The 24,164-nt window shown below is 38.5% G+C and carries 20 protein-coding genes and 1 tRNA gene; 12 read left to right on the top strand and 9 right to left on the bottom strand.

Annotated elements, in window-relative coordinates:
- Positions 1–92: 92 nt before the first annotated feature.
- From hflK to V6260_RS06545, 4 genes are all read left to right on the top strand, one after another.
- A complete protein-coding gene (hflK, locus tag V6260_RS06560) occupies positions 93–1,262 on the top strand; it encodes an FtsH protease activity modulator HflK (RefSeq protein WP_341593234.1) in 1,170 nt (389 codons plus the stop codon).
- 5 nt (positions 1,263–1,267) lie between these two features.
- On the top strand, positions 1,268–2,146 hold the full coding sequence (gene hflC / locus V6260_RS06555) for a protease modulator HflC (RefSeq protein WP_341593233.1): 879 nt from the start codon (positions 1,268–1,270) through the stop codon (positions 2,144–2,146).
- A gap of 215 nt (positions 2,147–2,361) precedes the next feature.
- Positions 2,362–3,675 (top strand): adenylosuccinate synthase, encoded by a 1,314-nt coding sequence (locus V6260_RS06550; protein WP_341593232.1) that lies wholly within the window; start codon positions 2,362–2,364, stop codon positions 3,673–3,675.
- A gap of 111 nt (positions 3,676–3,786) precedes the next feature.
- Entirely contained in the window at positions 3,787–4,425 is a 639-nt protein-coding gene (locus V6260_RS06545; protein ID WP_341593231.1) for a tetratricopeptide repeat protein, read from the top strand.
- A gap of 86 nt (positions 4,426–4,511) precedes the next feature.
- Here V6260_RS06545 and V6260_RS06540 read toward each other — a convergent pair whose 3' ends face one another.
- A complete protein-coding gene (locus V6260_RS06540) occupies positions 4,512–6,359 on the bottom strand; it encodes a sodium:proton antiporter (RefSeq protein WP_341593230.1) in 1,848 nt (615 codons plus the stop codon).
- Positions 6,360–7,215: 856 nt separating this feature from the next.
- Between V6260_RS06540 and proB the strand changes: the two genes are divergently transcribed.
- Together proB and V6260_RS06530 are read left to right on the top strand one after the other, a co-directional pair.
- Positions 7,216–8,322, top strand: a complete 1,107-nt coding sequence (gene proB / locus V6260_RS06535) for a glutamate 5-kinase (RefSeq protein ID WP_341593229.1) — start codon at positions 7,216–7,218, stop codon at positions 8,320–8,322.
- Positions 8,319–9,566: a glutamate-5-semialdehyde dehydrogenase gene (locus tag V6260_RS06530; RefSeq protein WP_341593228.1), complete on the top strand. Its 1,248-nt coding sequence runs from the start codon at positions 8,319–8,321 to the stop codon at positions 9,564–9,566. Before proB ends, V6260_RS06530 begins: the two co-directional genes overlap by 4 nt.
- Before the next feature lie 58 nt (positions 9,567–9,624).
- Here the strand turns inward: V6260_RS06530 and V6260_RS06525 are convergent, their stop codons facing one another.
- The 4 genes from V6260_RS06525 to V6260_RS06510 form a co-directional block, all read right to left on the bottom strand.
- Positions 9,625–11,826, bottom strand: coding sequence for a two-component system response regulator (locus V6260_RS06525; RefSeq protein ID WP_341593254.1), 2,202 nt, complete (start codon positions 11,824–11,826; stop codon positions 9,625–9,627).
- Positions 11,827–11,892: 66 nt separating this feature from the next.
- Positions 11,893–14,925, bottom strand: coding sequence for a response regulator (locus tag V6260_RS06520; RefSeq protein WP_341593227.1), 3,033 nt, complete (start codon positions 14,923–14,925; stop codon positions 11,893–11,895).
- A 182-nt stretch (positions 14,926–15,107) separates the two neighbouring features.
- The gene (locus tag V6260_RS06515) at positions 15,108–16,370 is read right to left on the bottom strand and encodes an ABC transporter substrate-binding protein (protein WP_341593226.1); all 1,263 of its coding nucleotides are present in this window, start codon (positions 16,368–16,370) and stop codon (positions 15,108–15,110) included.
- 170 nt (positions 16,371–16,540) lie between these two features.
- A tRNA-Ala gene (locus tag V6260_RS06510) sits at positions 16,541–16,616 on the bottom strand.
- A 169-nt stretch (positions 16,617–16,785) separates the two neighbouring features.
- On the opposite strand from V6260_RS06510, the gene V6260_RS06505 reads away from it, so the two are divergent.
- Both V6260_RS06505 and V6260_RS06500 read left to right on the top strand, forming a co-directional pair.
- Complete coding sequence (locus V6260_RS06505) at positions 16,786–17,181, top strand: hypothetical protein (protein ID WP_341593225.1); 396 nt, start codon at positions 16,786–16,788, stop codon at positions 17,179–17,181.
- Between the two features lies 1 nt (position 17,182).
- Positions 17,183–17,683, top strand: coding sequence for a prolyl-tRNA synthetase associated domain-containing protein (locus V6260_RS06500; protein WP_341593224.1), 501 nt, complete (start codon positions 17,183–17,185; stop codon positions 17,681–17,683).
- Here V6260_RS06500 and V6260_RS06495 read toward each other — a convergent pair.
- The gene (locus tag V6260_RS06495) at positions 17,650–18,798 is read right to left on the bottom strand and encodes an MFS transporter (RefSeq protein ID WP_341593223.1); all 1,149 of its coding nucleotides are present in this window, start codon (positions 18,796–18,798) and stop codon (positions 17,650–17,652) included. The two genes, V6260_RS06500 and V6260_RS06495, sit on opposite strands and share 34 nt — an antisense overlap.
- 199 nt (positions 18,799–18,997) lie before the next feature.
- On the opposite strand from V6260_RS06495, the gene V6260_RS06490 reads away from it, so the two are divergent.
- The 4 genes from V6260_RS06490 (at position 18,998) to V6260_RS06475 (ending at position 22,177) form a co-directional block, all read left to right on the top strand.
- Positions 18,998–19,537 (top strand): DUF2058 domain-containing protein, encoded by a 540-nt coding sequence (locus tag V6260_RS06490; protein WP_002957867.1) that lies wholly within the window; start codon positions 18,998–19,000, stop codon positions 19,535–19,537.
- 181 nt (positions 19,538–19,718) lie between these two features.
- Positions 19,719–20,042, top strand: a complete 324-nt coding sequence (locus V6260_RS06485) for a c-type cytochrome (protein ID WP_341593222.1) — start codon at positions 19,719–19,721, stop codon at positions 20,040–20,042.
- 165 nt (positions 20,043–20,207) lie between these two features.
- Positions 20,208–20,975, top strand: coding sequence for a class II aldolase/adducin family protein (locus V6260_RS06480; protein WP_341593221.1), 768 nt, complete (start codon positions 20,208–20,210; stop codon positions 20,973–20,975).
- A 26-nt stretch (positions 20,976–21,001) separates the two neighbouring features.
- Positions 21,002–22,177 (top strand): mandelate racemase/muconate lactonizing enzyme family protein, encoded by a 1,176-nt coding sequence (locus V6260_RS06475; RefSeq protein WP_341593220.1) that lies wholly within the window; start codon positions 21,002–21,004, stop codon positions 22,175–22,177.
- 110 nt (positions 22,178–22,287) lie between these two features.
- On the opposite strand, the gene V6260_RS06470 is transcribed toward V6260_RS06475, so the two are convergent.
- The 3 genes from V6260_RS06470 to V6260_RS06460 are packed head-to-tail and all read right to left on the bottom strand — an operon-like array spanning position 22,288 to position 24,154.
- On the bottom strand, positions 22,288–22,512 hold the full coding sequence (locus V6260_RS06470) for a hypothetical protein (protein WP_341593219.1): 225 nt from the start codon (positions 22,510–22,512) through the stop codon (positions 22,288–22,290).
- A 49-nt stretch (positions 22,513–22,561) separates the two neighbouring features.
- A complete protein-coding gene (locus V6260_RS06465; RefSeq protein WP_341593218.1) occupies positions 22,562–23,401 on the bottom strand; it encodes an amidohydrolase family protein in 840 nt (279 codons plus the stop codon).
- A gap of 24 nt (positions 23,402–23,425) precedes the next feature.
- Positions 23,426–24,154: an SDR family NAD(P)-dependent oxidoreductase gene (locus V6260_RS06460; RefSeq protein ID WP_341593217.1), complete on the bottom strand. Its 729-nt coding sequence runs from the start codon at positions 24,152–24,154 to the stop codon at positions 23,426–23,428.
- Positions 24,155–24,164 lie beyond the last annotated feature (10 nt).

The raw sequence follows: 24,164 nt of genomic DNA, 5'->3' as shown, positions 1-24,164 counted from the left end.
GTTTTAATGTCGGTTTTTGTATGAGAAACGCGGTAGATTTGTTAGATTTAACACAATTTCCTAATTTATTTAGATAACAATGGAGTATAGCTATGGCCTGGAATGAACCGGGTAATAATGGCAATGACAAAGATCCGTGGAATAATAAAGGCGGACGTGATCAAGGCCCACCTGATTTAGACGAGGTGTTTCGCAAGTTTAGTAACAAGTTCAGCAGCTTATTTGGCGGGAAAAAATCTGGCAATGGTAGCGGCGGTGGACTTGGCGGAGCCGGTATTTCATTCATACTTATTATCGCCGTTATTGTATGGGCGTTAAGTGGTATTTATACGGTTAAAGAAGCCGAGCGTGGTGTGGTTCTACAATTTGGTAAATACGACCGAATTGCTGATCCTGGTCTACGTTGGAAAATGACCTTCATCGAAACGGTAATCCCAGTAGATATTGAAGCTGTTCGCTCGTTATCGTCATCAGGTTTTATGCTAACCGAAGACGAAAACGTAGTAAGTGTTGAGTTTCAGGTGCAATACCGTGTTATTGACCCATACCTATATGAATTTAGCGTAACGAACGCTGACAGTAGCTTAGCAGAAGCGCTAGACAGTGCACTACGCTATGTTGTGGGCCACGCGAAAATGGACCAAGTATTAACTAATGGACGTGAAGTTGTTCGTCAAAATACGTGGGATGAGCTTAATAAAATCATCGAACCTTACAATTTAGGTTTAATCGTAACAGACGTTAACTTTAAAGACTCACGCCCACCAACAGAAGTTAAAGATGCTTTTGATGATGCAATTGCTGCGCAAGAAGATGAAGAACGTTTTATCCGCGAAGCCGAGGCTTATGCGCGTGAAATTGAACCACGTGCTCGTGGTCAAGTAACACGTATGACGCAAGAAGCTGAGGGTTATCAAGAACGCATTACACTTGAAGCACAAGGTGAAGTGGCACGTTTCGAAAAGCTCTTACCTGAGTATCAAGCGGCTAAGCAAGTTACTCGTGAACGTTTATACATTGACGCAATGGAAGAGGTGCTAGGTAGCAGCTCTAAAGTGTTAGTTGATGTGAAAGGCGGCAACAACATGATGTATTTACCTCTTGATAAAATCATGGACAAGCAAGGCACTGCAACTCGCGTAGCACTTCCTAGCTCAAGTGATATTCAAGACTTACGTAATAAAGTTAATACGTCACGCAATAGCTCTGTTAACAGTGGTAATGACCGCTTTAACAATGACCGCTTTAATGATGGGAGATAATCATAATGAAAAACTTTAGTTTAGTAATACTATTAGCTGCCATTGTTATGTCTTTTTCATCGGTATTTGTAGTACCTGAAGGACAAAAAGCGATTGTAATGTTATTCAGCAAGGTGCAAAAAGACAGTGACGACAAAGCGATTGTATATGGCCCAGGCCTACAATTTAAAGTGCCGTTTTTTAGTCAAGTACGTCGTATTGATGCACGTATTCAAACGTTAGACGGTACGCCAGATCGCTTTGTTACTAGTGAGAAAAAAGACTTAATTGTTGACTCGTTTGTTAAATGGCGTGTAAACGACTTTAGCGCTTTTTACTTACGTGCTCGAGGCGATAAGCAATATGCTGAAACGTTACTTAAGCAAAAAGTGAACAATGGTCTTCGTACAAACTTTGGTACACGTACAATTCGCGAAATTGTATCAGGTGAGCGCAGCGAGTTGATGGAAGAGGCGTTAGTACAAGCTTCTGAAAGTGCACGTGAGCTAGGTATTGAGGTGTTAGATGTACGTGTTAAGCAAATTAACTTACCGCAAGAAGTTAGTAGCTCTATTTACCAACGTATGCGCGCTGAGCGAACTGCAGTTGCAAAAGAGCACCGCTCTGAAGGTCAAGAAAAAGCCGAAACTATTCGCGCTGGTGTTGATCGTCGTGTAACCGTAATGCTTGCTGATGCTGAGCGTAACGCACGTTCTGTACGTGGTCAAGGTGATGCTGATGCGGCTGCTATCTATGCAAATGCTTACAATAAAGATCCTGAATTCTTCAGCTTTGTGCGTTCGCTTGAAGCTTATAAGAAAACTTTTAAAGATAAGCAAGATGTTATGGTACTTTCACCTGATAGTGACTTCTTCCAATACATGAAAGGCGCTAAAGCCCAATAGGTCTTACGTTAATTACTTAAAAGTTAAAAGGCCTCGCATTTGCGGGGTTTTTTGTTTAATACGTTTTAGTAGTTTAAATCACTGTTATTTATGTGGATATTAGTCTCTGTTTTACTTCTAAATATTACCCGCAGAAAAAATAAGCTGAACAGGGGTGATCTTTCGTTTGGTTTTCTGGTAAAATCTCGTCCTAATTTTCTCTAAGTGAATTTACGATGGGTAAAAACGTTGTTGTATTAGGCACCCAATGGGGTGACGAAGGTAAGGGTAAGGTTGTTGATCTCCTTACAGACAAAGCATCTTTAGTAGTTCGATATCAAGGTGGCCACAATGCGGGTCATACTTTAGTTATCGACGGTGAAAAGACAGTTCTACACCTTATTCCATCGGGTGTATTACGTGACAATGTTAAATGTGTGATTGGTAATGGTGTTGTTTTATCACCAGAAGCGCTAATGAGAGAAATTGGCATGCTTGAAGAGCGCGGCGTACCAGTACGCGAGCGTCTTTTAATTAGTGAAGCATGTCCGCTAATCTTGCCTTTCCATGTAGCATTAGATGTAGCCCGTGAAACTGCACGTGGCGATAAACCAATTGGTACAACAGGTCGTGGTATCGGTCCTGCGTACGAAGATAAAGTCGCACGTCGTGGTTTACGTGTAGGTGATTTATTTAATCCTGAATTATTTGCAGTTAAATTAAAAGAAGTACTTGAGTACCATAACTTCACATTAGTTAACTACTACAAAGTAGACGCTGTAGATTTCCAAAAAACGTTTGATGATGCAATGGCTGTTGCAGATATCTTAAAAGCAATGGTTGTTGATGTAACTGAGCTTTTAGATCAAACACGTTTAGCAGGCGAGCACATTTTATTTGAAGGTGCACAAGGTACATTACTTGATATCGATCACGGTACTTACCCTTATGTAACGTCTTCAAATACAACTGCTGGTGGCGTTGCTACAGGTGCAGGTTTTGGTCCGTTAAACCTAGATTACGTTTTAGGCATTATTAAAGCGTACACAACACGTGTTGGCTCAGGCCCTTTCCCTACAGAGCTTTACGATGGTCTTGATAAGCAAGATCCAGTAGGTAAGCACTTAGGTGATAAAGGTCATGAGTTTGGTGCTACAACAGGTCGTCTTCGCCGCACTGGTTGGTTAGATGCAGTAGCAATGCGCCGCGCAGTGCAAATCAACAGCATTTCAGGTTTTTGTTTAACTAAGCTTGACGTTTTAGATGGCTTAGAAACACTTAAAATCTGTACTGGTTACCAGCTTGAAGATGGCACAGTTACAAACGTAACGCCATTAGCTGCTGAAGGTTACGAGAAAGTAACACCAGTATACGAAGAAATGCCAGGTTGGTCTGAAAACACTGTTGGTGTAACGAGCCTTGAAGGCTTACCAAAAGCTGCGATTGACTACATTAAGCGCATTGAAGAAATCACAGGTGTACCTGTTGATATTATTTCTACAGGCCCAGATCGTGTAGAAACTATGGTACTACGCAACCCGTTTGCATAATGGCCAATGATGTAAAAAAAGCTGCTTAATGCAGCTTTTTTTGTGTCTAAAATTCACCTTGGAACGATCTTTGTATATTATTTAGTAAGTTTATTTTTGTACGTGGTTAACATGCGCCAACTTTTTAAAAAATCAGTACTAGCTGTACCGTTAGTGTCGTTATCTTTACTTATAAATACCAATGCGTTAGCAGATGAATCTCCTGCTGCAGTACCGCTATATACTGAATCAGAGCTTATTGCACTTATAAATAAAAATACACATTTGCAGCGTGTAAAGGCAGATGATTGCCAGTTGGTTCAAGATATTGAAGCGCGAGCCAATAAAATGGCGTTACCATCATATCAGTTCTTATATGGAGACATGCTAGCTTATAGTGTGTGTGTTGAACGAAATGTAGAGTTAGGCGTGCATTACATGCGTAAAGCGGCTGAGCAAGGCTTAGCGGCGGCATTAGAACAATTGGGGCGCTATTACGACATTGGGCGCTTAGTGCAGCAAGATAAAGCGATGGCCATTACATATTTACGAGAGGCATCATCGCAAGGTAATTTAAAGGCGCAGCTACGTTTAGTGACGTTGTTTAACAATGGTTATGGTAGCCCGCGTGACTTTGAGGACGCTTATAGGTGGCTGTTTAATTCAATGGTGGCTGATAAGGCAACACATAAAAAAATTGAGCGAGCTCTGAGTCAGTTAGCGCAAAAAATGCCAGACAGTGTTGTGGCGCGCGCTCGGATGCCAATGTAATAAAATAAAATTTTGGTTAATTGAGATAAAAAGAAACCCTAGCTTTTTGAGCTAGGGTTTTACGCTTTAAGAGTAATCTAAGGGATTTACCCTTCTTCTTTAACCTTATTTTGTGGATCTTTTAAAACCGACATTTTAGGAGGTTGTAATGCGACAATACGTTCGCCCTCTTGGGGTGGCTTTTCCATATCTATTGTAAATGGCCTTAGTTTTACAGGTGTATCGTCATCGCTATCTTTATCACCTTTCAATATAAATAACGGGATAGCCTCAGAGTTCATTTCTTGATATTGCTCCCAGCTAAACTCTTCTGAAATACGTGTTGCACTGACTTTACCGCCTTTAGCTATAATGCTACTCAAGCGTGCGTATGAGCCATCGTCACCAAACAGTATCTGTCTTGATAAAAACGTGGCACTGTCTTTGTTTGCTTTAGCATGTGAGGTAGATGAGCGTAAAGAAAACACATTTTTCTCATTTAACAAATGAGAAAAATACTGAACGCCGAGTGCATTGTGATGCCTATTAGGCGACAATGCTAATACACTTCGAATGGTGGTTAATGGTAAATAGCGCTCAGCATGCTCCGACTGCGGATTACCATAATAACAAGGTAATCCATCCATGCGCGCCATTCTACAGTTTTCCCAAGCTGGATCTGATAAGTGAACAGGTATGTTTTGCTCTTTTAAGCCTCGACCAATAGCCCGTGATACATGGTTAGCACCAATAATTAAAATAGTGTTAGGTGATGGTTGGCGCACACCTAACAATTTAGCCACAGGTATGGCTGTTAAACTTTGTAATACGACAGTGATAATAATTACAGTAAATATTAACGGCACCATTTTTTCAGCATCTGCCACGCCAGCTTCCATCATACTTAAAGCAAATACAGAGCCTACTGCCGCAGCAACAATACCTCTAGGGGCAATCCAAGAGAGTACCAAGCGAGACTTCATGGGCAGATCAGTTCCAAAAGTGGATATTGCAATACACAGTGGGCGCGCAATAAATAATACGACGGCTAAAAAGATGAAAACATCGCTATCAAGCATCATTAAATCAGAGAGTTGTAATCGGGCGGCAAGTAAAATAAACAGTGTCGATATTAAAATCATCGACAAATCTTCTTTAAATTCTAGTACTGAATCTATTTCCAAATCATTTTGGTTTGCCAGCCATATACCAAATACGGTGACTGCTAATAAGCCAGATTCATGGCTTAAATAGTTTGATACAGAAAAACTAATTAGTACAAGTGCCAAAATACCAAACTTATGGAGCTCAAATGGCAGCCACTCACGGCGCATAAGTTGCGTTGTCACCCAGCCTGCTGCTACACCTATACTTAGGCCAACCCCCAGTGTTTTGACTAAAGCAATAATAGTGTGGCTAAGCACTTCGCCTTGGCCTACAAGCATTACCGCTTCAAAAACAAGCACCGCAAATAACGCACCTATCGGGTCAATAACAATCCCTTCCCAGCGCAAAATGCGATCTATATCTTGTGTAGGGCGCATTGAATTCAGTAACGGTGCTATAACGGTAGGGCCTGTAACAACCAAAACGGCGCCTAACACTGCAGCCACACGCCAATTAAGCTCTAATAACCAATAAGCACTGAGACTAATTATAATACAGGTAGTTAGCATTCCTATAGAGCACAAATTGCGCACCACCTTGCTTATCCCTTTAAGTTCTCTGAAGTGCAAGGTGAGAGAACCCTCAAATAAAATCACAGCTACACTTAGCGACACAACAGGAAATAATAAGTCACCTAAGAGTGCATCAGGGTCTAAAACACCACTAAATGGCCCGAGTAAAAGACCAGTAAGCAATAAAAAGAGAATAGCGGGTACCCTAAACGCCCACGCTACCCATTGGGCAAGTACGGAGCAAAGTGCGATACCGGCTATATAAATTGCTGACATAGAATAAAAATTCCTTATTGATGACGTTATTTAAAAGTATAACTTTTGTTAGTTATTAATACAGGGGTATACACGCGAAAGTTTATATTTACTAATTTAATTTTAATTACTTAAGGAATTTTAGTCGGCATTCGGGTTTTTGCGAGAGGGTTACTAGCTTATTTTGTTGAGCTGTATCAATTCAATTTATTGAATTTTAATCAAAAATAACCTTCAAGGATCATCTTGTATTTACTTAGCACGAATTTTAACCTTGATTTTAAAGCATAAAATAGCGTAATATACTTCGTGTTCTAATAATTAGTTATCTAATTATGTTTATTTGATAAAAATTGCGTTGTTAATCATAACGTCATTTTTAATCATTATAATCAGTTATTAATGACTAATCAGGCATTAGAGCGCTATAAAAATCATTTACTGAACTATTGGTATGGTTTTACTAAACACGTTTATTTAGTTTTTTAAATAAACAAAGGTTTGAGTTGAACTATTACTTTCAATATTTTACCCCCATCGTGGCGGTTAAATCTCGGTCCTTTGGTCTTCACCCTATCTGTTGGTGTATCAGACTTTAGAGGCTCTATGTATGTTGTTAATAAAAAAGCCACACACAGCTTTTTACAGCGATGCATAAACAACACTTTTAAATTTTTTAATTAGTGCCGCTCAGGTTTTGAGTTGTTGCTATTTTTATATGACCTCAAATTTAAAGCTAAGGCTTTAGATATGGTTTTTGTGTGCGCAAAAAAGTGTTTTAAATGATTAAATAAATTCGCAGCTATGTTTATAAACGTGGCTACTAAGTTTTAGCTCACGAAAGCTGGGCACAAATAAAATGGAAAGTGGAACATTTATGCAAAAGTTAAATTGGCGACGTATCGTACTTAAAGTTGGTAGTGCTCTAATAGCACCAGATCAAGATGGCTGTCGTTCGCGCTACATATTAACCATCGCACAGTTTATTGTTCGTTGTCGTGCCCGTGGTATTGAGGTTATTTTAGTTTCGTCAGGCTCGGTGGCGGCAGGGTCGCACTTATTTCCTTTAGATAAACCTCGTTCAGTTGTTATGAAAAAGGCAATGGCGGCTGCAGGTCAAACAGAAATGATTGCTATGTGGGACCGCTTTTTTGATTTCCCTTCTGCGCAATTATTATTAACACATGGCGATTTGCGTGATCGTGAGCGTTACCAAAGTATTCGAGAAACTGTTTTTACTCTACTTGAACACGGTATTCTACCCATTATTAATGAAAATGATGCGGTGACAACCGATGAGCTACGAGTTGGTGATAATGACAACTTATCTGCAATGGTTGCAGCAGCCGCTGATGCAGATGCGCTATTAATATTTTCAGATGTAGATGGGTTATATGATAAAAATCCTAATTTGCATGACGATGCTATTTTATTACCTGAAATCAAATCAATTGATGAGTCTATTTATGCTATGGCAGGATGCGCTACTAGTGCGGTAGGTACTGGTGGTATGAAAACGAAAATAGAGGCGGCAGAAAAAGCAACCTCACATGGTATAGCTACTTATATTATCAATGGCTTTAAAGAAGAGACATTCACACGCTTATTAGCTGGTGAAAACCCTGGTACCATTTTCTCGCCGTATGAAAAACCAATGCAAGATTCTGTTCATTGGATGACGCACACTGCAAACGAGCAAGGAGAAGTAGTTGTTGATGGATCTTTCGATGAGTCTTTAGAGGGTGAAAATGGTTGTATCCGCGGTGATGAAATTATGGAAGTACATGGTGAATTTGCCGTTGGTGATACCATTTTAGTACGAAGTGAAGATGGTACGCGTTTAGCCAAAGCGACCGCAAATTATAGTAGCTGCTTGTTAAACTTTATTGCAGATAACGAGCAGAGTGAATTTAGTGAAAAAATGCAGGATTCAATTGGTCCTGTAATTTCTGAAAAAGATATTGCATTATTGGAGAAGTCATGAGTTTAATTACGGATATATCACGCCAGGCAGCAAAAGCTGCGACAACACTTGCTTTACTCGACACCGAGACTAAAAACCAAGTATTAACAGAAATGGCTCAAGCGCTTCGCGCTCAAAAAGCGTTTATCATTAAAGAAAACGAAAGCGACTTGAGTGCAGCGCGTGATAACAATTTAACAGCCTCTATGATCGACCGTTTAACTTTAAATGATGAACGTATCGAGGCAATGGCCGAAGGTATTGAGGTAATTGTAAGTTTAGATGATCCTGTTGGTCAGCTACGTGACATCACTGAGCGCCCAAACGGTATTAAAATTCGCAAAATGCGCGTACCTCTAGGCGTTGTATGTATGATTTACGAAGCTCGCCCAAATGTAACAGCAGACGCGGGTGCACTTTGTTTCAAATCAGGCAACGGTGTTATTTTACGTGGTGGTAAGGAAGCACTTAAAAGCTCACAAGCTATCGCAAGTGTAATGCACAGTGTGCTTGATAAGCATAATCTACCAACTTCGCTTATTTCTGTTATTCCTGATCCTGACCGTGCTTTATTGATGGAATTAATGCAGCAACGCGAAAGCATCGATTTGATTATTCCTCGCGGCGGCGAAGGTTTAATTAACTTTGTAACTGAGAACAGCACTATTCCTGTTATTCAGCACTTTAAAGGTGTGTGTCATTTATACGTAGATAAAGATGCAGATCTGGAAACTGCACTTAACTTACTACTTAATGGTAAAACACAGCGTACCGGTGTTTGTAATGCACTAGAAGGTTTAGTTGTCCATCAAGATGTGGCAGATGAGTTTTTAAACTTGTGTGCTGTAGTATTACGCCAAGAAGGCGTAAAAATTAATGCCGACAGCACTGCAGCAAAGTATTTTGATGATGCCACCGTGCTAGCAGATAACGAATTTGGTGAAGAATACTTAGATCTTGAGATTGCTATTCGTGTCGTGCCAACTTTCAGCGCTGCGGTTGATCACATTGCTCAGTTTGGTTCTAACCATACTGAAGTAATATGTACTAAAAACGACACGACAGCAGAGCTGTTTCAACGTAGTGTTGATGCATCAGTAGTCATGGTAAATGCATCATCTCGATTCTCAGATGGCTCTCAACTTGGCCTAGGTGCAGAGATTGGTATTGCTACCACTAAGCTGCATGCATATGGTCCTATGGGCTTAGAATCATTAACAACTGAAAAATACTTAGTTAATGGTGTAGGGCAAGTTCGCGAATAATAACAGCGGGCTAGTCAAATAAAAAAGCCGAGTAGTCAAACTGCTCGGCTTTTTTGTTTTACTTGTTAAGCTTTTCTAGCCAGTCACTCGCAGGCTCAGGTTTATGCAAGTAATAGCCTTGTAAAATAACTTCAGGGTATTCTTTTAATAAATCAAAATGAGACTGATTTTCTACCCCTTCCGCAACTACTTCTAGTTCAAACACACGGCCTAGGCTTACAATCATATCAATGATTAATTTATCGTTATTGTCTGTCGGTGCATCAAATACAAATGAGCGATCAATTTTTAGCTCTTGTATAGGCAATTGCTTTAAGTAGGTTAAGCTTGAGTACCCAGTACCAAAATCATCAATAGATACGCGCACACCTAAGTTTTTAAGTAAATGTACTGCCTCAACAGCTGATTCCATATGATTAAGTAATGTGCCTTCAATAATTTCTATTGTTAGCTGATTTGGCTGTATATTATAGTTTTCTATCTCAGTTTTTATTTGTGATAAAAAGCGTGATTCGTGAAAGTGCCTACCACTTATATTTATAGAAAGGCTTAAGTCTCGATGACGCTCATCTAAGCTCTCAATAAGTTTTAGTCCATTAGAGAGTACCCAGCAATCTAGGTCATAAATGATGTCTGACTCTTCAGCTATCGGAATAAATTCAGCGGGACTAATAAAGCCTTTTTGTGGATGAGTCCACCGTAGCAAAATTTCGCCACCCTTTAGCTGCTGTTTACTATCAAATTGTGATTGAACATAAAGCGATAGCTCATTTTGTGAAATAGCTTTGCGTAAATCTTGTTCTATTTCAAATCTGCGCCTTGCTTGCTCCCCAAACGAAGTGTCAAAGAAAGTAACTCTGTTACCACCTTTTTCTTTTGCTTTATAGCAAGCTGCCTCACAGTTTCTTATTGTTTCAATGGCGTTTTCCCATTGATCTTCACGAGGGAATATATAAGTGCCTATGCTGATGGTGATACTAATTTCTTGATCTTCAATCATGAAAGGAGCATTAATGACTCTTAATAGCTCTTGCGCTTTTCGTTCTGCTATTTCTTGTGTTCTAAGCCTTCCTACGCCCTTATCCACACTGCTTAACGCTGCAAACTCGTCACTGCCTAGACGAGCTATCACATCTTTTTTATCAAGTTTTTTGTGAATTCGGTTGGCGAGCTCTTTTAATACTTTATCGCCAGCTAGCAAACCTAGACCATCGTTTATAGAGTGAAAGCTATCTATATCAATAATATAAATATAGGCATAACTGTGTTCATTGGAGCAATTTTGTAATTGTTGTTCAAGCTGTTTTAAAAAGCCGTTTCTATTTGGTAAGGCTGTGAGCTCATCGTGCCAAGTTAAATAGTCTATTCTTTCTTGGGTAACTTTTATGCTCGATATGTCACTAAATACACCAATAAAATGTATATTGGTATCTTGATCGCCTTTAACCATACTTAGTGTTAAAAGTTCTGGGTATAGCTCACCATTTTTACGCCTAGTAACAAGTTCACCACTCCAATATCCCGCCTTATTTGCATGTTGCCATACGTTATTAAAACTAATGCCGGGTTGATTATTTTGTTTTAACTTATGCAGCTGAGTGCCTAGAGCCTCAGCTTCACAAAAGCCTGTTATTCGGCAAAACGACGGGTTAACAGCAATTATTTCACCTTGAGAGTCTGTAATTACAACGCCATCGGCTGTGCTTGTGAGTGCTTGATAAAAAAGCTTTTGTTTGGATGATAGTTGCTTTAGCTCTTCTTCTCTTTCACTTAACTCTTGTGCTAAAGACTCTATTTCTAATAATTTATCGTGTAGATCGAAGTTTTTTTCTATAAGCCTATCAAGCATACCTTGAGAGGTAATGTGTGTGCGAATACGAGCCCTTACTAGCGCAAGTTTGTAAGGTTTATGGATATAGTCAATGGCACCCAATGCAAACCCGTGCTCTTCAGAATCTTCATTGGTCATTGCAGTAACGAAAATGATCGGAATACCTTTGGTATTCTGTCGAGACTTTAAAGTTTTACAAACTTCATAGCCATCCATGCCAGGCATCATGATATCGAGTAAGATTAAATCTGGTCTTGTGGACTCTACAAACACAAGTGCTTGTTCACCGCTTGTAGATATTCTTACATCATAGTCGGTAAGTAGCCCCTCTACTAAAACATGTAAATTATTAGGCTCATCATCAACAATTAAAACTAGTGGCTTTTGTTTTTTATTTTGATAATCACTACTTTTTTCAGTCAAGTACATCGAATGCACATTCAATCCTTTTGATAGTATTTACCTATATAATCTAGCTTAGTTTTTTAGTAATGGCTAATTTAAATTGTCTTCTCGAAATTGAGTAATAAGCTTAATAACAAGTTCATAGTTAAATTGATTAACAGCGGTTTTAAGTTGCAGTAGAGGGTGGGGAGCTCTAAAAGTTGAGCTATCTAAACTTTTCAGTAAGTCACCTGGTATAGGCTTTGCGTTAATTGCTAACTCATAAATGAGATCAATAGTTTTATCTAAATCCCCCACGTTGTTTGTTAGTTCAACATTACTAAATTGTTGTGTTAGTAAGTACTGTTTTATTGCATGAAAAGTGAGTGTGAATTGTTCGCTTAATTGTATAAGTGAGATTATTTCTTTATTTTTTATTTGGACTTCAGTGTCTTTGGTAACTTGTTCTAATTTCTCGAGCCCTAAAGTACCAGCTAACCCTTTAAGCGCATGGATATTTCGTGCGAATTCAGCACAGTTATTGGTATCCAATAATTTCTTAGATTTAATGGTAAAACTTTCGTAATCGGTGGTAAATTGATCTAATAGCTTATTAACAAGGTTCGCATTATGCTCTACATTGTCTAAAGCAACTGGTATGTTTAGCAGCATTCTATTTTTTTCTGTAGTTAAGTGTTTCTTTATGCATTCGTAGAGTGCATCAAAAATAAGTGGTTTACTTAAAAAGTCATTCATTCCTGCGCTCATGGCTGCTTTTTTATCCTCAGGGAGTACGGCAGCGGTCAATGCTATTATGGGAGCTTTTTCTTGGTTTTTCCTAAGCTTTTGCGTTGCCGTTATCCCATCCATAATTGGCATTTGGATATCCATAAAGATTATATCAAATACGTTTTCTTTTACTTCATTCATAGCTTGTAAGCCATTAAGGGCGCTGTAAACTTCAATATTTAATTTTTCTAGCATTATTGTCGTTATCTCTATGTTTAGAGGGTTATCATCAACAACGAGAGCTTTATTACCAGTAAATTGAATATAATTTTCATGTTTCATTTTATTTTCAACAGTGCTTTGCGGAGCTAGTAGCTTTAATAGCTCTGAATTACAGTAGCTTTTAGTTATAATGATTATATCTTTAGGTATTGTGTCTAAGTTTAGTGAGTCTATATCGGTAATGATGACTATTATTTGAAGATTATGCGCACCTGTTTGGTTGCTTTCAGTAAGCTTTTGTAAAATTATACTGTTTTTAACTTCTTCTTCAGTGAGGAAGAGTATAACGATATCAAAAGGTGAGCTTGGCTGAGATATTTTAGCCAGTGCTCGCAGTGGCTCTTGCGTTGTTTCTGTTGTTATATCAATGCTATTAAGCAAAGACACTAGCTGATTAGTTTGTGATTTATGTTGGGTAATTAATAATGCGCGCTTTTTATTTTTTTGCAGTGGAGAAAGCTCGAATGGCAAAGTGAAATAAAATTCACTCCCTTTATCTTTTTCACTGCGCGTTTGTATTTCCCCCCCTAATATTTTAGTAAACTCTTGGCTTATTGTAAGACCAAGTCCCGTTCCACCATATTTTCGAGTAGTAGATGCGTCGCCTTGATAAAACGATTTAAATATTTGTTTTTGCTGTTCATGGGTCATTCCAATACCGGTATCTTTAATGCAAAAACGTAGGTTTATGGTGTTTTTTTGCTGGGAAATAGTCTCAATTATTAATTGTATTTTTCCATAATTGGTAAATTTAATCGCATTGCCAATACAATTATTAATTATTTGGTTTAGGTGAAACGGGTCACCTATTAGCTCTAAATTTGGATCAGCGTGTAAGTTAAATTCTAAGTTTAGCCCTTTTTTATTTGCACTATCTTTAAATAAGTTTGCTGTGTTTTTTACAATCAGATCAAGAGTAAATGGAATTTTTTCAATTTTTATTTTTTCTGACTCAAGCTTAGAAAAATCTAGGATGTTATTTAAAATATGCAATAAATTGTGTGCACTAGAATAGGCTTTATCTGCATAGTGTTTTTGTTTGGTTGCAAGATCACTATCTCGCAATAATTGCAACATGCCAAGTATGCCATTCATTGGGGTACGTAGCTCATGACTCATATTTGCTACAAAATCACTTTTCATATGGTTTGCACTTTCTGCTTGTGAAATAGCTACTGTCAAATCCTTATTCATAGACTCCATTTGTATATTGAGAGCTTGCGTTTCTATTAATAACTCTTTGGTCTGCTTATTTTTTTCATAAAGTGCGTTAGCTGCTTTAATTACAGCGGCTATTTCAGTTTGGTTTTGATTGCTATCATTCAAAGTAATTTGTTTTTCGTTATTCATGTCTCTCAGCAAAGTTGTTAGCTGAGTGATCGGTTTGAGTACTGAATTAAAAATAAAATAACTTATTAAAATAATAATGATGGTAATTAATGCAGCAAATGTATTCGATTGTTCTGTGTTGCTAACTAATTGTGAACTCAATTGCTTTTCTGTTTCAGTGAGTTTCTTTTGTTCGGTATTTTTAACTTGGGAAGCTAAATAAAGTAATTCATTCTCTATGCCTGTGAGTACTACGTTTGTAGAAAAAGTATAGCTACGTGTCAGTAAGACAAGTTGATTGTAAGCTATTTTTAGATCAGAGGTTTTCAGGGAAAGTGAATTGTCGGTATCTGAAATATTAATCAATCTTGCTTGTAGGTGATTTAAGTTTTGTTTCACATTTTCTGCTTCATCAAAGCTAGGCTTATATAAATAGCTAACAATAGCGTGTTCAAGGTTACTGATTGTTAGAAATATATCACTATAAATAGCTTTCTCTTTTGTTTCAGAATCGCTTTGAAGCTTTGTAATCTTTATTTTCAGCAACTCTATAGGCTTTTGAAATTGTTCAGAATATAATGATTCTCTCTTGTTGCGATTAATTACTACCTGATTAAATGTTTCTTTATAGTTGTGTAGGTATTCATCAAGGCGCGATAATATATTTTGATGTTCAGGTGTACGTTGGAATGTGTTTTCTTTTAGTTTTCTGAGGCTTTTATGCGCATTATCTAAATAGAAATGAAACTTTTCAATTTTATTTTTACTTGCCTTATCAACAAAAGCTATTACTTGGCTTTGCAAGGAAATTACTTCATTTTCTAACTGGGCTACATTTTCACTTTGAATAAGTGCGTTGTGTTGTGCTTTTTGCAGTTTAAGTAAGGAGTTTTGCGAATAATTAAATAGGTAACTTTGAATGATTAGCAAGCTGATCAACAGGGAAAGCGCTAATGTTATCTTTGATTTTAGTGAGCGAGATGCCATTATCTGCTAATCAACTCATACCATTTTTGCAGGCTATAGTCATAGGTTGGCATAACTGTATTCCACACTGCTACATTACTAAAGCGTTTATGGTAACTTCCGCCATTACGTTGCTCACCCGCTTTTACGGCGACGTCGCCATTGGTATTTAATAAATCTATGTTTGCTATTTTTCCATCGTACCAGTAACCCCATTCAGACGGAGATAGGAGTAGTTTAGAGCGCTGTGGATTACTAATGTAATAGCCTTGGCGAGCGATAAAAGCGCCTGGCCAGCCCGAAAGCCACCAGTTCATATAGTCGTAAGCGGCAGATTTTACATTATTTTTAGCTTGTGATGATAAACACATAACACCATGCCAGCCTCTATAACCTTCTTTAGGGGCGGCAAAGCGTACATTAACGTTTTGGCTATTTAGAGCGGAAACAGCGGGAGAAAACATACTTTCTATATGCGCACGCTTGCTTTTCATAAATTCAATCGACTCTGGAACCGAGTTCCAATAGCCACTAAAGTGACCTTGGCGTTTAAAGTCGAGTAATATACTAAACAATCTATCAAGTTCTGGACGGGTCATTGCACCTATATTGTTAAACTTTATAAGTCCTTTGCTTTGTGCTGCTAGGGCTAGGTCAAATAATCCAATAGTAGGCTCATTTACGATAGCTACTTTACCTCTGTTCTCGTCATCAAGCAGCCAACTCCAACTTTCTGTTTTGTAAGCTATACCGGGCTTAATAAAGTCGGTGTTGTAACCAAAAGAGTCAACATTATGCACATAAGGTAAAAAGCTAATATAATCGCTTTCTTGTGCGCTTAATGTGCCATCGGGTTGAACATTTAATAGTTTATAGGGTGCATCTCCTGCACCAACTTTTGCACCACCTGTAAGCTTGCCTGTTTTTGTTAGGGAGTTAATTTCGTTAAAGTAAGTAAGTCGTTTTTTTTCAATCGGCTGGATAGACCCAGCATTCCAAAGTACGTTTATGCTATTCGACCACTGTTCATATAAGTCGAAAGAACCGGGAGCCATTGATGCCTTTTGTAATACAGTAGCGCTACCTGCAGGTGAAAATACTATATTAATACCTAGGTCACTCATAGCTTGTTTTCGAATAGATTCTTGCAAAGTAACGTGCGTGCCCAACACTCTCAAAGTGATTTTTTTTCGAGCGAATACATAAGGAATATGCGTTATCGCACCAGCTGCGAATCCAAGGGAGGCTAGTTTTTTTAGCGAGGTACGTTTAAGAGGATCCATTCTAGCCCTAGAGCATTAATATGAGTTGCTTTATGTATAGCTAATAACTTGTATAGACACAAGTTGAATGGAGTCAATTTAAATTATATAGATAAAAATATATAGAAGAGAATTACTGATAAGTTAACAAAAATAGAAGATTAAACTGATTTAGATAAGAAGTAGGAAAGTGGTGGAGCTAAGCAGGATCGAACTGCTGACCTCCTGCGTGCAAGGCAGGCGCTCTCCCAGCTGAGCTATAGCCCCACATTCCTAAGTTACATATTATAACATAACTGCTTGACTGCTGAGTTCCAAGCGGGACGAACTTTAAGTTTTTTTATAAATTTGGTCAAGTATTTTTTCGTAAATTTTCACTGTTTACGTAAATTTTTGTTAGACTCGGCTTAATTCAACACTAAAACGATAAAAAACAATGAAAAAATGTGCTCTAGTGCTTATGGTTTTACTCGCTGGCTGTGCCTCAAATGATGAGCCTCCTTTTGAAATAAATAATAAACAGTTTCACGAAAAGCAAGATGAGCAAGGCAATAAGCTTTTTGCTTATGTTGTTTCGGTAAAAGCTAAGCATCGTGAAAACTTTAACTTAGACCGAGGTCCTAACAAAAGACCAAGCCGTGGTGAATTTAAGCAGTATATAGAAAAAGAGCATTTTGAAGAATCGAGCATTCTGAAGTTACAGCTAGAAGACCAAGCGGTTGAATTATTGAATCAAGAGCTAAAAGATCGTAAGTATTGCAATAATAAGCATGAAGTTAATGATGTTTTATGGCGAGATTTGAGCGTACAGCTAAGAGGGCGTTGTTTGTAATATGTTAGCTGATAAAACTAAGTTAGCAGAGCTTTTAGCGCATCTAAATATTACTTACGATACAATAGAACACCCGCCGCTACATACTAGCTTCGCGGCAGATGAGTTTATGATTGAGCGCCCAGGTACGCGTCTTAAAAACCTATTCTTACGCGATAACGAAGGTAAACGACACTTTTTAGTGATTACGGCGCACGATAAGCAGCTCGACTTAAAGGCATTATCAAAGCAACAAGGGCTTTCGCGTTTAGGATTTGCTTCAAGCGAGCGATTAGCTAAATACTTAAAAGTGGCTCCTGGGTGTGTATCTATGTTGGCTCTTTTAAATGATAAGCAAAACGAAGTGAGCTTATGGGTTGATCAAGATATTTGGGGTGGTGATTTGTTTCATTGTCATCCGTTTGAAAACACCCAAACATGGTTGCTTAGTAAAACTGATTTAGAAACATTTTTTAATCACACAAAGCATCAACCGCGGGTTGTATTTTTACCCTCAAAATAAGCCCATAAAATTAACGATAAACCACATAAGCAAACCGCAAGCAGCGTACACATAAACGCTGTTTGCCCATGATGTTGGTATACCACACCGGGTAATAACGACCCCAATGCACCACCACTGTAATAAAACGATACATATCCGCCATTGGTCACACTTGGTGGGGCTTTACTTATTTTATTAACGAGTGGTGCTGCAGTTGAATGGATTACAAACATTGCTCCACAAAACAAAGTAAATGCGATTAAAAATAAGCTAAGCTGGTGGCTCATTAATAGAATAATATTCACACTATAAAAACTAAATACCGCAGTTAATAAATGCCAAGGCGAAGGGACTTTTTTAAGTAACCAAGGCGCAGCAATCGAGGCAAGAGCCCCAATTAAATAACCACTGTAAACCAAGCCTATGTCACGAGTATTGGTAATTAAAAACGTGTTTTGTAATATAAACGGTAAGTAATTAAGTAGTGCAGCGAAACAAAAAAACATACAAAAAACAGCCCCGTAAACTTTAAGTACAGCGCCTTCTTTAAGTTGTTTAATGTAATCGAGTGGGGAGTGTTGCGTCTGAGTAGCAGGGTTTATAAAGCGAGAATGTTTAATTGTCAAAGCTAATAAAATAAGCATAAAAGCAATTACGTAATAAAAGCTCTGCCAATTCCATAAGTCGCTAAACATAGCGGCAAGCACACGACCGAAGTAACCACCAACTATACTACTACCAATATATAGGGTCATATTTTTTTGAAGTGTATCAGCGCTATAACTTACACCTATATAGCTAGTCATTGCTGTTAAAGCTGCGGGGAACGTCAAACCTTGTAAAAATCTGACTAATAATAAAAGTTTAAAGCTAGGTACATAAATAAAAAGCAAGCAACTAAGGCCTAAAAGCACCATTGCAATACGTAGTATGAGTAGTGGATTTATTTTTACTAAAAATAAACCATAAACAAGCGGGGCAATGGCTAAGGGCAACATAGCAGCAGTCATTAAGCTGCCAGCTACCGCAGGTGCTACATTAAATTCGCTCGCAAAAAGGCTAAGTAGGGGTTGCGGTGCATAAAGCACAAAAAATATAAATACCGAGCAAACGAGTAGATGAGGTAAACGCATTATATGGCTTGTGCATTTGCTGATTGGTTGCGTGGTATTGTATTAAAAAATTGCTTTTAATTCATAATTTAAAGCATAGTCATTGCGCTATATCATGATTTGTTTTAGCTAGTTTGCTAGATTAATGTCAATAGCGCTGTTATTTGAACTCGTTGGTGATTAAAATAGCGATAATATTAGTTTTTAGTGGAACAAAGTCATGGGTTCATTACAAGACCAATTGCTTCAAGCAGGCTTAACAACATCGCATAATGCTAAAGTTGCTAAATCAGAAAAGCGTAAGCAACAAAAAAAGCAAAAGAAAGGGGCTACTAGCAACCCAAGTGATCTGCAAAAGCATATACAACAAACCAAGCTAGAGCAGCAAAAAAAAGCCGAAGAGCTTAACCAAACACGCCAAGTGAGCTTAAAGCAGCGCGAACAAGAAGCACGTGTTAAACAAATTTTAGAGCACCACAACCAAGATGCTATTCGTGGTGAGCGCACATTTAATTTTACTTATCAAAATAAAGTAAAAAATATCGACGTGAACGAGAAAACGCAAAAAGCGCTATCGGGCGGTCGTTTAGCTATTTGTGTACTAGAAGGGCAATTTTACGTATTAGATGACGAACCAGCACGCAAAGTGGCTGAGGTTGACGAAAAGTATATTGTTTTTCATGTGGAGCCAGAAAACAAACCAAAAGATGAAGATGACCCGTACGCAGACTTTGAAGTACCAGATGATATAGTGTGGTAACAGTCTATTAAGGGTAAGCTCATTTTTATTTGCTAAAGTATATAAAGATGAGATAGAAACGAGTTAGCGGTTCTTGGTTAAGTTGATCGTCTAGTGTCGTTTCGTACGTATGCTTTTATTTGATTGTTTACTACAATCAATAGAACAGTTTTTCTAACCGTCAAAAAGAAGAGTAAATACAATGAGCAAGATGAAAACACTATTATTAGGCGCGGGTATTACTTTAGCCGCAAGCTTCTCGTTTAATGTAGCTGCTGCCGATGGCGCTGCACTTTATACAGCTAAAAATTGTCAGACTTGTCATGGCGCTGAAGGTAAAGCACCAATTATGGGTATGTATCCTAAGCTAAACGGTCAAAACAAAGATTACTTACTAGCGCAAATGAAAGACATTAAATCAGGTGCACGTAATAACGGTATGACCATGGCCATGAAAGCAATGGTTGCAACGGTAACTGATGAAGAGTTTGAAGCAATTGCAGATTACTTAGCTAACGTAAAATAGTTTACGCAGTTATACCATTTTAATGCAATTAGTATTTTAGTTTTATAAACAGCCACACAATAGTGTGGCTGTTTTGTTTGGTTTTTGCTATAAAATAGAGACCGCTTTAGACTTCTAAACATCTGTTCGTACAGGCTAATAATGTACGTTTTTAAAAGGCTCATTATGTTTGATTTACCCCAACTCGATTTGAAAAATAAAGTATCAGCACAAGAGTGGAAACTTCGTGTTGATTTAGCCGCATGTTATAGACTGGTAGAGCACTTTCGTTGGGGGGATTTAATCTATACGCATTTATCAGCACGTTTGCCTGGCACCGACCACTACTTAGTTAATGCGTTTGGTTTAACCTTTGATGAAGTAACTGCCTCTAATTTAGTAAAGGTCGACTTAGACGGCAATATTATTGACGATACGCCATTTAATATTAATCCAGCTGGTTTTACTATTCACAGTGCGATTCACGAGGTACGCGAAGACGCGCATTGTGTTATTCACCTTCACACCAAAGAAACAATTGCTGTCGCGACACAAAAAAATGGCTTGTTACCGCTTAGCCAGTATTCAATGTTTTCACTGCCATCACTTTCTTATCATGACTACGAAGGGCTTGCAGTAAACGATGACGAGCGCAAAGTGTTGCAAGATGATTTAGGCAGCACTAACCATATGTTATTGGTAAACCACGGTGGCTTAACAGTAGGCCCAACGGTAGGCGATGCGTTTATGCGCTTTTATGATTTACAGCGAGCATGTGAAATTCAATTAGCGCTACAATCAAGCTCGCAAGAGGTTGTTGAAGTACCGCAACCTATAATTGACAATATTTATAATCAAGCAAACGTAGTACACAGTGGCAGCACCGGCGGGCAACTTGCGTGGCCTGCAATGTTACGTAAAGCGTATCGACTTGACCCTAGTTTTGCAAAATAACCCATAGCGGTTAATAAGGAATTTTAATGAAAGTAAATCGCGTTGAAGTATTTGATATTCACTGTCCTGATAGACCTTCTTGGACACCTGTGTTTGTACGTATTCATACTGACGAAGGCATTAGTGGTGTTGGCGAAGCGGGCCTTGCATACGATTTAGGTCACAGTGCTGCAGCGGCTATGATTAAAGAAATGGCCGACGCCTTTTTAATCGGCCACGACCCATTTCAAACAGAAAAATTATGGTCACGTATGTTGCGTGAAAGCTTTTGGGGTTTAGGCGGCGGACCTGTTGTATATGCTGCAATGAGCGCAATTGATACCGCACTTTGGGATATTAAAGGTAAAGCGCTTGGTTTACCTGTATACCAATTATTGGGCGGTAAAGTTAACGATAAACTACGTACTTATGCATCACAATTACAGTTTGACTGGGATAGTGAATTTAAAGCATTAGTACAGCCACAAGAATATGCAGAAGCTGCTTTAAAAGCGCTGGCTGAAGGTTACGATGCAGTAAAAGTAGATCCAATTCAGTATGACAAAGATGGCAATACTTATTACGACCGTACAAATATAATCTCACGCACTGAGATGAAGTTATATAGAGCACGTATGCAGGCAATTCGAGAGGCGGTAGGCGACGAAGTCGACATTATTTTTGAATGTCATAGTTTACCAGGTGCGACATCGGCAATTCAAATTGGCGAAATAGCACAAGAGTTTGATTGTATGTATTACGAAGAACCGGTTAACTACTTAAACCATTCATTACACGCAAAAGTAGCTGATAAAGTGTCAGTTCCTATTGCTGGTGGAGAGCGCTTGTATAATCGCTGGGGTGTGCGCCCGTATTTAGAAGATCAAAGTATTGATGTGCTACAGCCAGATATTGGTTTATGTGGTGGTTTTACCGAAACCAAAAAAGTATGTGATTACGCTGATATTTTTGATGTGCGTATTCAGGCGCATGTATGTGGAGGGCCTGTTGCTACAGCCGCATCACTGCATTTGGAAACCGCAATACCTAACTTTTTGATTCATGAACACCATACTTATGCGATTAAAAAGTGGAACCGCGAGTTATGTTTACAAGATCCACAACCTAAAAACGGCTTCTTTGAAGTATCAGAAGAGCCTGGGTTGGGTATTGAATTAAATGATGAGATTGTTATGCGTTCGCAACGTGTAGAAATAAAGTGATTTTTTAACCTGAGTTTAGGTTATATAAAAAGCTGGTAAGTGATTAGTCACTTACCAGCTTTTTTGTTTGGTAGAAATTATAGATTATTATAACTCGTTAATTTTACATTCTACACCTTACTAAGGGTTACGATGCTGCTGGTAGTAAATATATCATCAACTAATTGAGTTTCTTGTATATGTACAAGTGTTTTAATCGCTTTGCTAACGGCTGTTTTATTTGGCTCTACCAATAGAGCATGTTGCAGCTTTGGTGTCGGATCTGGATTTCGAGATATGCAGCCATTGAGAAGAAACCCTGAAAATACAACGATTAGTAAAAAGTACATTTTCATAAATTGGCCGTATTATCATAAAAAGAGAGTTTAATATAACTAGTTTTAATTACACTTGGTAGTAGTGCTTAGCGTTTGCATAGCTAAGATCATGCCATGTCTTATCGTTTGAGCATAACGCCTTATGGGAATGCCATAGAATATTGTAGCTTGTACTTATTTGGCATACAGGGAAGTTGCTAGCAAACATAATACGCTGCTGGCCAAAGTGATTAAAAAGAAAATTAAAACACACGGCTTGTTGCTCGCTGGTGAGCTGCAGTAATTCAAAACCAGAAAATTTAATAGCTATGTTGTCGTGCTGAGCAAGGAGCTCAACACCTTGTTGCCATGCACCTAGATTACCAGGCAACCCCGCATGATTAATTATAATTTGAAGTTGCGGTAGCTGTTTAGCATAATAAGCCACTTGTTTGGTTATTTCGCTATTTTCAATATCAAATTGAGCTTCAAAATGTAGTTTATTTATAGCCAATAAATTAAGGCTATTAATACAATGAGGGCTTATTAGTCTTACTGCATCATCACCTTCGGTTATATCTCTTATACCGCAAAGGCTTGAATGAGCCAGTGCATTTAGCGCGTGACTAAATTGCTCCGCAGGTACATCAATTTGGTTATAACTAATGGCTTTAAATGGAAGGCTTTTTAAATGCGAGCTTAGCCAGTTTAGCTCGTTAATAGGGGAGGTGTTATCAAACCCGGCTTCTATATGCACAAGCCCTATGAGTTCAAAGTCAGTACTTTCAATAAGTTGCTGCTCACTTACTGCTTGTTTTATTTTTTCTAAATTTGGCCACGCGGGTGGATTAGCGCCTTGTAGCCATGAGTATTGACCCTTTGCTAAATTAAAAAAATGTACGTGTGGGTCAATAATTTTTAAGCTCATTGCACATTACTCATTGCATAGTATTCATTGCGCAGTGTAACCACCGTCAATGCTTTGTAAGCTGCCAGTAATAAAGCTTGCATCATCGCTTGCTAAAAAGCTCACAAGGGCAGCAACCTCGTCGGCTTGACCTAATCGGTTAAGCGGTTGCAGACTTGCTTCCTCGGCAACTATTTCAGCTTTGTTTGCGCCACTTTTTGCGCAGTACGCATCTATCGCGTTATGGAAAAGCGGGGTTTCTATTGTGCCAGGGCATACCGCATTTACTCTAATATTAAAGCTCGCGTAATCAAGCGCCGTTGTTTTGGCCATTGAGGCAAGGGCATGTTTTGTTAGGTTATATGCAAAAGAGTTTTGCTTACCTATAATTGCCTGATCGGAGGCGACTAATATAATAGCGCCGCCATTATGCGTTTTCATACTTGGCAATACGCTTTGTACTGCACTATAGGCGCCTTTAACATTAAGCGCAAAAAGTGCATCGAGAGTTCGCTCGTCGGTGCTTTCTATATTTGCGCTTAAGTGTTTTCCGGCATTAGAGACAAGTACATCAATACGTTTGCTTTGTTCACAGATAGCCGTGATACAGCTTTGTACCGCCGATACATCACTTACATCACACTGATGAAATATACCGATTTCGCTTAGCTCTATATCAAGGTTATGTACTTCATAGCCACTGTTTAGTAAACGCTTTACTACGGCTAGGCCAATACCTTTTGTACCACCTGTAACTACTGCAACTTTAGACATACTTAATTCC

The sequence above is a fragment of the Pseudoalteromonas aliena genome (assembly GCF_038155085.1).
Classification (GTDB): Bacteria; Pseudomonadota; Gammaproteobacteria; order Enterobacterales; family Alteromonadaceae; genus Pseudoalteromonas; species Pseudoalteromonas aliena_A.
Note: the sequence above shows the minus strand (reverse complement) of the source record. Positions and strands in the feature narration are given on the sequence as shown.